This window comes from uncultured Algibacter sp. (genome assembly GCF_947495675.1).
Taxonomy (GTDB): domain Bacteria; phylum Bacteroidota; class Bacteroidia; order Flavobacteriales; family Flavobacteriaceae; genus Algibacter_B.
The window spans coordinates 18,726-31,807 of sequence record NZ_CANLZX010000011.1; the positions used below are offsets into that span (position 1 = coordinate 18,726).

The window sequence follows — 13,082 nt, forward strand, 5'->3', positions numbered from 1 at the left end:
AACAAGATACGTGACAACAAACCAACTCGTTCAGCAAATAAAAGAAAAGAAATCCTTTCTATGTATTGGATTAGACGTCGATTTAAATAAAATCCCTAAACATCTTTTAAATGAAGACGACCCTATTTTTGCTTTCAATAAAGCGATTATTGATGCAACACATCATTTATGTGTAGCTTACAAGCCTAACACAGCATTTTACGAAGCTTATGGCATAAAAGGTTGGCAAGCTTTAGAAAAAACTATTAATTATTTAAACGAAAAGTATCCAGAAATTTTCACAATTGCCGATGCTAAACGAGGAGATATAGGGAATACAAGTACCATGTATGCTAAAGCATTCTTCGAAGATTTAGCCTTCGATTCTGTAACTGTTGCTCCTTATATGGGTAAAGATTCAATAGAACCGTTTTTAGCTTTTGAAAATAAACATACTATTATGTTAGCTTTAACTTCAAATGAAGGTGCTTTTGATTTTCAGACAAAAGAAATAGAAGGAAAAGAGGTTTATAAGCATGTATTAGAAACTTCTAAATCTTGGAAAAATTCTGAAAATTTGATGTATGTTGTTGGAGCTACTAAAGCTGAATATTTGGGAGATATTAGGAATATTATTCCAGATAGTTTTCTGTTAGTGCCAGGTGTTGGCGCTCAAGGAGGGAATTTGAAGGACGTTTGTAAATACGGATTGAATGATAATATTGGGTTATTGATTAACTCCTCAAGAGGCATTATTTATGCGTCTTCAAATGAGAATTTTGCGCATGAGGCAGCATCTAAAGCTAGAGAACTTCAACAGGAAATGCAAAATATATTATCACTTACATAGAAGTTGATTGATAACCTTCTGGAAAATCAATTTTACTAATATCATCTACAAAGTTTGATATTCTTATTTCTAATTCTTTTAAACTAATTGATTTACTTAGGTTGGGTTTAATTTTCCCAACTCTACAAAATTGTGTGTTCATGACGTTCCTTTTTATATTTAAATTACGTAAATAACTGTCGTTTAGATGTAATTGAAACGTTAAAGAATTATTAAATAGCCATTAAGTGATGAAACAAAAAAACCGAATAATTTTTATTCGGTTTTTTAAAATATTTATTTTGTTGATTTTAATCTTGTAATGAAAAGACTTTCTTTAATAAATCTGTTGTTCTAGAAGAAGCTTTTGTTCTAATATCTTTCTCTTCAACAGCAATCATTGTGTAAACACCTTTTAAGGCTTCACCTGTAACATAATCAGTTAAATCTGGGTTTACATTATTTGTAAAAGGAATACTATTATACTTATTTATTAAGTTACTCCAAATTTCATCTGCACCAACTTTACTAAAAGAGTTTTTTATAACAGGATTAAATTTAGCATAAAGCGCATCTTGAGTTTTTGTCGTTAAATATTGTGTTGCAGCATCATTATTACCTAATAAAATATTTTTGGCATCATCAAAAGTAATACCTTTTACAGCATCAATAAAAATTGGAGTAGCTTCTTTTACTGCATCTTCAGCTGCTCTATTAAGTACTTTTAATCCTTCGTCAGCTAAATTACTTAATCCAATATCTCTTAATGCTTTATCAACTTTACTTAGTTCTTCTGGCAATAATATTTTAACTAATTCATTTTTAAAAAAGCCATCAGTTTGGGTAAGTTTTGTTACTTGTTTGTCTATACCAAAGTCTAAAGCTTGCCTTAAACCCGAGGCTATTTCTGCGTTACCTAGTTCTCCACTTTGCGGTAACTGATTAACAACTTGTTGCAGTTCTGCACAAGAAACTAGATTGAAAATAAAAAAAATAGCTAAAAATTTACGTATCATGATTTTGGGTTTTATATTTAGGCAAATATAAATCTTAGTTCTTAAATCAAATTGTCTTTAAACTATATTTATTAAAATACTATTTTAGCACAATAATTGTTATGTATTTAATAACATTGATAATAAAATCAAGTTTAAGTTCCCTCTAAAATGAAATTTAATAAGATTAATCTCTATTTACTATGTTTTTTAAGTTCGACATTTGTTTTCGGGCAAATAAACATATCTGAACAAATTCAATCTTCTTCTATAGCTAAGCAAGATAGTAATACACTATACTTTGTTGATTTTTGGGCAACTTGGTGTGGGCCTTGTATACATGTATCAAAATATTTAGAATCGCTTCAAGAGCAATATCCTAATAATTTTTATGTGCTTTCATTAACTAAAGAAAGTCCAGATATTGTAAGCCGTTTTATGCTAAAACACCCTTCAAAATTAGCAATAGCTATTGATTATGAAGGAGAAACTTTTAAAAACAATAATGTTCGAAGTTTACCTTATGGTATTTTATATAATGCAAATGGGGAGGAGCTTTGGAAAGGGCATCCAGCAGATTTAAAAGGTTATCAAGTTGGTGGGTTTTTAAATAAAAGTAAACAAGGTATTAGTGTGTCTGAAATGTTTAATATCAAGACTTACGAAAAAGTTGAGGTAGTAGAAGAAGTAGAACAAGAGGAAGATTTTGAGGTTATTAATTTAAATTTTGTTGAAGATAATTCAGAATTAAGAGTTGTAAATCATAAATCTTATTTAGAGCTTAAAGGTAATCTGCAGTCAATATTAGCTTATACCTTACTTAGTCATAAAAATCAAATTAATATACCAGAAGAATTGAATAAGTCTTATGAAATGAGATTTAAATTAAACTCTCGTGCATATTTTGAAAAAACGAAAGCTATTTTAAAGCGGTTAAGATTAAAAAAGAATGATGCTGAAATGCAAGGGGAAGTTTTAGTTTTTGATATTAAAGATCCACGTTTTTGGGGGACAGATCTAATTAATTGGGGGCCAGATACACCAAAATTTTTAATTGGTGATTCTGAAATAAAAGCAGATGATGTTAGTCTTGAAGAAGTAAAATATAAATTGATAAATTTACTAGATATACCTATTGTATTATATCATGAAAATTTAGATGTAAACTTAACTCACGATTGGGATATTCATTACAAATATTTTGATTTAATGGCATCTGGAATGTGGGATAGTTATGGTATAAATGTCTCAAAGAAAAATATTAAATATCCTAAGTATGTTATTTCTAAAAGAGGATTCTTTTAGTCATATGTAATTATTTCTTTTTGTGACCTACTTTATTCTTTATGTTTTGTTGTTTCATTTCCAAAAAAAGACATGATAATTAAATTAAGTTTTTTTGTCTTTTTATTTTTTAATTCTAAATGAATATTATTTGTAATTATTACACACTAACTACTAGCCTTTTCCTTTGTTCTAACAAACGATAATGAATGTTTGGTATATCTTTTCATTTAGGTTAAATTTTAAAAGAAAAAGTGTTGTAAAATTAATTACATAATTAAATATTCTGTATTGCTATTTAATAGTAAATGGTATTAAGCTGAGCTTATTTTTAGAAAATAAACACATAAAGAGTTAGATGTAAAGACTTAAAATCAATATGTTAATAAAATTATATACATATTGTAAACTATCCTATTATATTCAAGCTGTATTTGATTTACTGAAATTATAAGCTTAAAGGATTTTAACTAAATGTCTAATAAGTTGTATTCTTTTATATAGATTGTATAAATCTAAAAAATAAAAAAAGCCTGTGAATTTATTCACAGGCTTTTTTGTAATAAATATCTAAAAAAGATATTTGTTTATGATAAACTTGAATTAGTTATTGATAACTCTAAATTCAGTTCTTCTGTTTCTTTGGTGCTGATCAGCAGAACAGTCAACGCCATTAGAACAACGGTTTACTAATCTAGTTTCACCAAATCCTCTTGCAGTTAAACGACTTCTTGTAATACCTTTAGATACTAAGTAGTTTACAACAGAATTAGCACGTTGTTGTGATAAAGACATGTTGAAATCATCGTTACCTCTAGAATCTGTATGAGACATAATCTCAACATTTACTGGCTTGCTGTTTAATAAAGCTAATAAGTTATCATCAATAATTTTCTTAGAAGCAGCAGTTATACGTGCACTACCAGTTTCGTAAAATATTGGTAAAGCATTAGCTTCAAATAATCCACAATCAACTTCTTCCCAAGTAGTAATTCCACCTTTTTTAGCTAAAACAGTTCTTGTTACAGTTTGAGATTTAGCAGGAATAGTGTTAGATCTAGTTGTAGCAGAAGTTGCTAAAACTTGACGTTTAATTGTAGCATATTGAGCAGGAATGTCAATTTGATCCATACGAGCTGGAGTCTTAACAACTTGTTTAGTGTAAGTACCAGGTACTTCGTTAACTGGAGTGTTGCTTACAGTAGCATCTTTAGCTAAAGTAGTAAAAGATACATCTCTGTATTGTGCTGGGTAACCAACAAAACAAGCTACCATACAATCTTCTTTGTTTGGAGAATCACAAGCAGTTTCTTTATATTCCCATCCTGAAGTTGCAGGATAAGTTTCAAAAGTTCTTGAGTTAGTTCCAAAAGTTGCAGGAATGATGTTTAAATCACTTCTTCCTTCTTTTTTAATGTAAGGAACTTCAACCGTTTCATATACTGCAGGGATATAAACTAATTTCTTAGATGCTTCTTTAACAAGAACACGATCTTCAACAGTTTTGTAAGTTGCAGGTACAACTTCTAATGTAGTATAAGAAGGATAAACTTCGATTGTTTCTTGAACATCTTTGAATTCGTCCTTAGTAATACATTTAACGTAACATTTCCCAGGTTCTGGGCTTGTTGGTAAGTTTTGAGCTTGAGCAAAACCTAGGCCTAATAAAAAAGTTAGGCATAAAAATAAATTTGTTTTCATAAAAATTAAAATTTAGTTAATGGGTTAATTATTCCACATCTTTAAGACACAGAAAAAATTAATAGGTCACAAAATTAGTGAATAAATTTTTTGGATAACCACAAAATGCGAATTTTCTTTAACAAATAATTAAGAAAAAACAACAGTCTTGTTGTTGAATACCAATACTTTTCTGTTTGCATGTAGCTTAACAGCGTTTGCTAAAACAATTTTTTCTAAATCTCGACCTTTAGAAATTAAATCGGAAATAGCATGCGCATGTGTAACTCTTGTAACATCTTGTTCTATAATTGGGCCAGCATCTAATTCTTCTGTTACATAATGACTCGTAGCTCCTATTATTTTTACACCACGTTTATATGCTGAATGATATGGTTTTGCTCCAACAAATGCAGGTAAAAATGAATGATGAATATTAATAATCTTATTAGGGTACTTATTAATAAGTTTTCCTGAAACAATTTGCATGTACCTAGCTAAGACAATAAAATCAATATTATATTCTTGTAAAAGTTGTAATTGTTTGTCTTCCGCTTCTTTTTTTGTGTCCTTTGTTACAGGTATATGATAAAACGGAATTTTAAAATTATCAGCAATTGGTTTTAAGTCTAAATGGTTACTTATTATAAAAGGAATATCTAAATTTAATTCACCAGAATTATAACGACCAAGTAAATCATATAAACAATGATCGTATTTAGAAATAAAAAGAGCCATTTTAGGCTTTTTCTCAGATGAATAAATTCTCCATTTCATTTCAAACTTATCAGCTAAATCACTTTTAAAGACAGATTTAAAGTTTTTAGTATAAAAAGTTTCAGATGTAAATTCGCTTTCTAGACGCATAAAAAAGATGTCTTGCTCTCTATCAACATGTTGGTCGATATATACAATGTTGCCTCCTTCCTTAGCAATAAAGTTAGTGACTGATGCAATTATATTTGGTCTGTCTTTACAATATATTAATATGGTAATCTTATTCATAAATGTTTTGTTAATCGGCGCTAAATTTAGTTTAAAATTGATACAAGCAAGAATCAAGATTTAAATTTTATATAATCTAATGCAAATAGCTTATTTTTTTGAATATTTCGTAAATTGCGATACTATAATTCAATAATCTTTACGAATGAATCAACTTGTGCCATACAAACCAAAATATAAAGTTAGAATAGTTACTGCTGCATCACTTTTTGATGGGCACGATGCTTCCATTAATATTATGCGTCGTATTATTCAGGCTACAGGTGTAGAAGTTATTCATTTAGGTCATGATAGAAGCGTAGAAGAAGTTGTAAATACCGCAATTCAAGAAGATGTAAATGCAATATGCTTAACATCGTATCAAGGGGGGCATAACGAGTATTTTAAATATATGTATGATTTATTGAAAGAAAAAGGATCAGAGCATATTAAGATTTTTGGCGGTGGCGGAGGAGTAATTTTACCTTCTGAAATAAAAGATTTAATGGATTATGGGGTTTCTCGAATTTATTCACCAGATGATGGACGTGAAATGGGTTTGCAAGGCATGATTAACGACTTGGTTGAGCAATCTGATTTTGCTGTTGGTGATACATTAGATGTAGAAGTTAAAAGTTTAAAAAATAGAAATATTAAAGATATTGCCAGAGTTATATCATCTGCTGAAAATTTTCCAGAAATAGCAAAAAATACTTTAGAAGAAATTCATTTAATAAATAAAAATTCCAAAACCCCAGTTTTAGGAATCACAGGAACGGGTGGGGCTGGTAAATCTAGCTTAGTAGATGAGTTGGTAAGACGATTTTTAATTGATTTTCCTAAGAAAACTGTTGGTATCATTTCTGTTGACCCTTCCAAAAGGAAAACAGGAGGTGCTTTATTAGGTGATAGAATTAGAATGAATTCAATAAACAATGCTAGAGTTTATATGAGGAGTTTGGCAACACGTCAATCTAACTTAGCTTTATCAAAACACGTTAATGAAGCCGTAGAAGTATTAAAAGTAGCGGAATATGATTTGATTATTTTGGAAACATCGGGGATAGGGCAATCTGATACCGAAATTATAGAACATTCTGATGTATCCTTATATGTAATGACTCCTGAATTTGGTGCAGCTACTCAATTAGAAAAAATTGACATGCTAGATTTTGCTGATTTGGTTGCCATAAATAAGTTTGATAAAAGAGGATCTCTTGATGCATTACGTGATGTGAAAAAGCAATATATGCGTAACAATAACCTCTGGGATGTTAATCAAGATAATTTACCAGTTTTTGGAACAATAGCCTCTCAATTTAATGATCCAGGAATGAATTCGCTTTACAAGGCAGTTATAGATAAACTGGTTGAAAAAACAAATTCAGATTTAAAATCAACTTTTACTATTTCTAACGAAATGAGTGAAAAGGTATTTGTTATACCGCCTTCAAGAACACGATATTTATCGGAAATAGCAGAGAGTAATCGAGCATATGATAAAAAAGGAGACGAACAAGTTGAAGTTGCTCAAAGGTTATACGGAATTTATAAAACTTTAGACTCTGTTGCTGGAAAACAACCTGTATTAAATAAGTTTGGAATTGATTCTGAATCTATAGTTTCTTCAGAAAACAAAGACTTTATTAGACTTTTAGTTGCGGAATTTGATAGAGTAAAACTCGATTTGGATCCATATAACTGGGAAATCATTACAGGTTGGGATGAAAAAGTAAATAAGTACAAAAATCCAATTTATTCTTTTAAGGTTAGAGATAAAGAAATAAAGATTGAAACGCATACCGAATCCTTATCGCATACACAAATACCTAAAGTGGCCCTTCCTAAATATCAAGCTTGGGGAGATATTTTAAAATGGTGTTTACAAGAAAATGTTCCTGGCGAATTTCCATATACCTCAGGGTTGTATCCGTTTAAAAGAACCGGCGAAGATCCAGCAAGAATGTTTGCTGGCGAAGGTGGTCCAGAACGTACAAACAAACGATTTCATTATGTAAGTGCTGGTTTGCCTGCAAAGCGTTTGTCTACTGCTTTTGATAGTGTAACCTTATATGGCAACGATCCAGATTACCGCCCAGATATTTACGGTAAAATAGGAAATGCAGGTGTATCTATTTGTTGTTTAGATGATGCAAAGAAATTATATTCAGGCTTTAATTTAGCTGATGTTTTAACATCGGTAAGTATGACTATTAATGGTCCTGCACCAATGCTGCTTGGGTTTTTTATGAATGCAGCAATCGATCAACAATGTGAAATTTATATCAAAGAAAATGGTTTAGAAAAAGATGTTGAAGCTAAAATAGCAAAGCTCTATAAAGGGAAAGAACGACCAAAATATAATGGTAATTTACCAGAAGGAAATAATGGATTAGGATTAATGCTTTTAGGCGTTACCGGAGACCAGGTGTTACCTGAAGACATATATTCTAATATAAAAAAGAATACGATTGCTCAAGTTAGAGGCACCGTGCAAGCCGATATTTTAAAGGAAGACCAAGCACAAAATACCTGTATATTTTCAACGGAATTTGCACTGCGTTTAATGGGTGATGTGCAAGAATATTTTATTGAAAACAATGTGCGTAATTTTTATAGCGTTTCTATTTCTGGGTATCATATAGCAGAAGCAGGAGCCAACCCAATTACGCAGTTAGCCCTAACATTATCTAATGGTTTTACTTACGTGGAATATTATTTAAGCCGAGGCATGGATATCAATAAATTTGGTCCAAACTTATCATTTTTCTTCTCAAATGGTATCGATCCAGAATATGCAGTTATAGGACGTGTAGCTCGTAAAATATGGGCAAAAGCTATGAAGCATAAATATGGTGCCAATGCTAGAGCACAAATGCTTAAATATCATATTCAAACATCTGGTAGAAGTTTACATGCTCAAGAAATTGATTTTAATGATATTCGTACTACACTACAAGCTTTATATGCTATTTATGATAATTGTAACTCACTACACACTAATGCTTATGATGAAGCTATTACAACACCTACTGAAGAGTCTGTTCGTCGCGCCATGGCAATACAACTCATTATTAACAAAGAGTTAGGTTTAGCTAAAAACGAAAATCCAATACAAGGCTCGTTTATAATTGAAGAATTAACCGATTTGGTTGAAGAAGCTGTGTTATTAGAATTTGATAGAATTACAGAACGTGGAGGTGTTTTAGGCGCTATGGAAACCATGTATCAGCGTAGTAAAATACAAGAAGAAAGTTTATATTATGAAACACTTAAGCATAATGGCAAATTCCCAATTATAGGCGTAAACACGTTTTTAAGTAGTAAAGGTTCACCAACGGTTTTACCTGCTGAAGTCATTAGAGCTACTGAAGATGAAAAAGAATTTCAAATTAAAACTTTACAAAATCTTCATAAAGCAAATGATACTGAAGCAATGTTGAAAGAATTACAACATAATGCTATTAATAACGAAAATATTTTTGAGTCTTTAATGAATGTTTGTAAAGTCTGTTCATTAGGACAAATCACAAATGCATTATTTGAAGTAGGAGGTCAGTACAGAAGAAATATGTAAGTATAAAGTCATTTTTTATTTTTATAAAAAGTAATTGAATGGCTTATCAATGAATTACTTAGAAACCTAAATTGCAACATCAAAAAAATCTTGGTTTTTACTTAAAGCTAGTTAAACCTTATCTTCTTTTATGATATTATTATATCGAATAGTTGCTTTTTTTAGATTTTCTGAAAGCGTTTTTAACCAATTTAACTGACTGGTAATTAAATAAGCTTCCTGTAATTGATGTAAGGTTTTGGTGTTTATTTCTATGTTACCCTTTTTTATGTTTTTGTCTCGTTCTACACCTAAATGATGAAATGCATTTTGAAGATTTTTTTGAGCATCATCAATAGGTATAGTATCTTCAAGTTTATTTGGCGGAATATCTTGCAAAATAGCACAAGACATTTGTAGTGTATTTACAATTCTATTTATTACAACATCAAATTCTTTTGAAGGAGGCGTGGTTTTATGATTAAGTATAAAACTACCAATAGAAGCTGTAGCCGAAATCATGGTTTGGTTTAAGGTTGTTAAATTATAGATTAACTGAAACTCTTTTTGTTTAGATTTTGGGTCTTGAGTTAAACGTTGGAATGCAGCATTTAAATTACTAATTGCTAAAAAAGATTCTTTTCGCGCAATCTTATAAGCCAATTGGTTTTCGGTTTTATTATAATATAAATCTTTAGTTGCCAATAAATAAGATTTATTTTTCTGTAAAGCCTCTAATAATACATGTTTTAAATTATTTACTTCCCAACTAGGCCATAATAAATAATTGGCAACGATTGATATACTAGCTCCAATCACCGTATCTATAACACGATATTGAATAACTTGTAAAGCATCTGGAGTAATTAAAGAGTAAATAAAAATAACATTTATTGTAATTAATGCAGCCGCAGATTTATAATTTTGCTGCATTAATGCAAAGGCCAAGGTCAATGAAATAATTGCTAAAACACTATAAACAAATACATTTTGAGTAATTAACACAATACCAATAGCAATTGTGGCTCCAATAAAAGTTCCAATTATACGATTTTTAGAGCGCTCTTTTGTTAACCCATAATTGGGTCTCATAATTACAATAATGGTTAAGAGAATCCAATATGTATTTTTAATATCTAAAATAGTGCCTAATACAAATGCAAATACAATGGCTAAAGTAATTCGAAGTGCATGTCTAAAAAGTGGCGCTTTAAAACTTAAATTTTCAATAATAACATTTGGTCGATACTCTTGTAATGTTAAAAACTGGCTAGCGTCTTGCCGTTTAAATGAAACACTAGAGGCATCTTTTACGTTTGCCATAATACGTCTAATCGACCTGATTTCTTGTAATAATTGCTCTTGATAATCATACAGGTTTTGTAATACTAGAGCGCCTTCACGTGCTTTAGGTAGTGTGATGTCCTCAACATAAATAGAAATAATTTTTTTTGCCTTAGCTAAAGATTTTAATAAAGGGCTTTTATTAGGGATTTTTTTGTTTTGAATTAACAATTCAGACAAATGAATAAGGTGGTTTCCTAATACTTTATTCAATTTTTTTGAAGGTCTTAAGTAATGTTTTCTATCACTAAATAGTCTATCTAATTCCTTGTAATTTAATTGTTTTGCTTCAATAAGTTCAAAAATATTTATTGAAGAAATAAAGATTAATAATTGTTTTTCGTCGTAGTGAGATCTACCAGATTTTTTTCGTTCACTATAAAAAACTTCTCTTAAAGTTTCGTGCTTTTCATTTATTTGAGTTTGAAGTAAAAATGCTTTTTGTGTTAGTTCTTCTCTTTTGTTTTTTTTTGTTAGTAACCTAGCTCTTAAATTTAAATATTCTCCAATTAGATTTAGGGTGTCTGAAAGTAGCTGTGTTTCATCCTTTTTTGGAATTAATATTTGGTAAACATAAGAGATGCATAAATACCAAAGTCCACCAATACTAATAAGTGCTAAATGCATTAAAATTTCTGTGTTCGTTATTTTTTCTGTAGCAAAAGCAAGTACCATGGCTAATAGTCCAGAAAAAGATACTAATGAGGCCCTAAAACCATATACAGAAATTAAAGATGTTGCAAAAGAAATTATAGTAATTGCAAGTAATAAAAATGGAAAAAATGGTTTTAAAAATAGAATAATGGCTGTTATTAGTACAGTTAATCCAATGCTAATTAAAATGGCATTAACTTTTCGTTTTAAACTGCCTGGAATATCACTAGGAGCATTTAAAAATATACCAACAATAATGGCAGGAGCAAATTGAAAATAACCTAAAAAATAAAGTAGAATTAATGGTAATAATATACTGAAAGTAAGCCTAATTCCTCTATAAAAATTAGCCCCTTTTAAAAATAGTATTAAGTTTTTTAAATGGTTTTTCAAGTTTCTTATAAATAAGATATAAAGATACTTTTTATAATAGACAGGAAATTTTATTGTGATTTTTTTTTGGATTTTTGCGTCTTTTTTAAAAATATGCGTCTATTATATGAATTTAAAAATCATATATCATAAAAAATATAGAATGTAATTACAACTGCAGAGGATGCTAGAAAATAAATTGTCAAAATTATGCTTGTGATAACAGTACATGAACTAATTATTATTGTTTAGTTATACTTAAAACTGGGAAGAATAACGAAAATATTTTTGAGTCATTAATAGATGTATGTAAAGTTTGCTCATTAAGGCAAATTGCAAAAGCATCGTTTGAAGTATGTGGGCAGTATAGACTCAATATGTAGGCAGGAAATAATGTTTTTTAGTTTTTTTAAACTCAGATTAATACGCAACCATTTTTAGATTATAGCATCTTTAAATAGAAACAAACTTCCATAAAATGAAAAATTCCTTACTTATATGTCTAGTTTTATTAATGCTTAGTTGCTCATCTGATGATAACAAACCAAAAGACAATACGGGACTCATTGGAAAATGGAAACTTACAGAACAATATTTAGACCCTGGTGATGGAAGTGGAGATTTTCAATACATAGATAGTGATAGAGTTATTACATTTTTAAGTGACGGTACTGTTGAAATAAACGGACAATTATGTTTTATGGCATCAGAAGTAGGAGATTTAGAAACAGGAGATTTTTTATTAATCACCGATTCTGATACTCAGTATGATGGTGAAATTATTCCAAACAAATGTAGTTCACGTTCAGCTAAAGTATATTTTGATTTACCTGTAAGTGGAAACCTAATACTTTGGTATCAATGTATTGAAGCGTGTGCTCAAAAATTCAAGAAAATTTAAAAGACTATTATAAAGTAAGCATCCAAGTACTCTGAAGCTTTTTAAACTTTTTTAATTCACTACGAAGAATTGGTAAAAAATCTTTACCATTACTGTTAGAACGTTCTAATCTATAAGAGTTTTTATAAAGTTTATTTGTAAGACGCTTAAGAGAATCAAGATGTTTGTGTTTTCTATCTGAGTAGCGTTCTAATTCTGCATTCATAATTTCAGGAACTAACGATACAGATTGCTGTACAATGTCACCCGAAAAATAAATATCGTTATCTTCTGAACCATCTGATTTTAAATCAGATAAGTCGTGAATAAGGTAGGAAGATATGCTTTGAGATAAAGCAAATATCTCTAATGCTTTTTGATAAACCGGTAAATCCGATAGATTTGGTGGGGTATTGTGTAACATGATCTTATTCTAATAGCATTTTTATCAAAATTACTCACAAGAAATGATATTCAACTTTAGATTTTAAAGTAAAAACGTATATTTGCTTTAGATTTTAATTA

General features: G+C 29.7%; 10 protein-coding genes. 4 read left to right on the plus strand and 6 right to left on the minus strand.

The window, feature by feature from the left end:
* Positions 1–10 precede the first annotated feature (10 nt).
* Positions 11–829 carry an orotidine-5'-phosphate decarboxylase gene (pyrF, locus tag Q0842_RS09000; RefSeq protein ID WP_298497113.1) on the plus strand — a complete coding sequence of 273 codons (819 nt, stop codon included), beginning with the start codon at positions 11–13 and terminating at the stop codon, positions 827–829.
* Here the strand turns inward: pyrF and Q0842_RS09005 are convergent.
* Positions 822–971, minus strand: a complete 150-nt coding sequence (locus Q0842_RS09005) for a hypothetical protein (RefSeq protein WP_298497116.1) — start codon at positions 969–971, stop codon at positions 822–824. The genes pyrF and Q0842_RS09005 overlap by 8 nt on opposite strands.
* A gap of 148 nt (positions 972–1,119) precedes the next feature.
* Entirely contained in the window at positions 1,120–1,824 is a 705-nt protein-coding gene (locus Q0842_RS09010; protein WP_298497119.1) for a DUF4197 domain-containing protein, read from the minus strand.
* Between the two features lie 150 nt (positions 1,825–1,974).
* Here Q0842_RS09010 and Q0842_RS09015 point away from each other — a divergent pair, with 150 nt between their 5' ends.
* Positions 1,975–3,108: a TlpA disulfide reductase family protein gene (locus Q0842_RS09015; protein WP_298497122.1), complete on the plus strand. Its 1,134-nt coding sequence runs from the start codon at positions 1,975–1,977 to the stop codon at positions 3,106–3,108.
* 582 nt (positions 3,109–3,690) lie between these two features.
* On the opposite strand, the gene Q0842_RS09020 is transcribed toward Q0842_RS09015, so the two are convergent.
* Positions 3,691–4,788 (minus strand): OmpA family protein, encoded by a 1,098-nt coding sequence (locus tag Q0842_RS09020; RefSeq protein WP_298497124.1) that lies wholly within the window; start codon positions 4,786–4,788, stop codon positions 3,691–3,693.
* A 129-nt stretch (positions 4,789–4,917) separates the two neighbouring features.
* Complete coding sequence (gene purU / locus Q0842_RS09025) at positions 4,918–5,772, minus strand: formyltetrahydrofolate deformylase (RefSeq protein WP_298497126.1); 855 nt, start codon at positions 5,770–5,772, stop codon at positions 4,918–4,920.
* A gap of 145 nt (positions 5,773–5,917) precedes the next feature.
* Here purU and Q0842_RS09030 point away from each other — a divergent pair, with 145 nt between their 5' ends.
* Entirely contained in the window at positions 5,918–9,328 is a 3,411-nt protein-coding gene (locus tag Q0842_RS09030; RefSeq protein ID WP_298497128.1) for a methylmalonyl-CoA mutase family protein, read from the plus strand.
* A 111-nt stretch (positions 9,329–9,439) separates the two neighbouring features.
* On the opposite strand, the gene Q0842_RS09035 is transcribed toward Q0842_RS09030, so the two are convergent.
* Complete coding sequence (locus Q0842_RS09035; RefSeq protein WP_298497132.1) at positions 9,440–11,698, minus strand: FUSC family membrane protein; 2,259 nt, start codon at positions 11,696–11,698, stop codon at positions 9,440–9,442.
* Positions 11,699–12,155: 457 nt separating this feature from the next.
* Here Q0842_RS09035 and Q0842_RS09040 point away from each other — a divergent pair, with 457 nt between their 5' ends.
* Positions 12,156–12,578 carry a hypothetical protein gene (locus Q0842_RS09040; RefSeq protein WP_298497135.1) on the plus strand — a complete coding sequence of 141 codons (423 nt, stop codon included), beginning with the start codon at positions 12,156–12,158 and terminating at the stop codon, positions 12,576–12,578.
* Between the two features lie 7 nt (positions 12,579–12,585).
* On the opposite strand, the gene Q0842_RS09045 is transcribed toward Q0842_RS09040, so the two are convergent.
* Complete coding sequence (locus Q0842_RS09045) at positions 12,586–12,981, minus strand: hypothetical protein (RefSeq protein ID WP_298497137.1); 396 nt, start codon at positions 12,979–12,981, stop codon at positions 12,586–12,588.
* Positions 12,982–13,082: the final 101 nt, after the last annotated feature.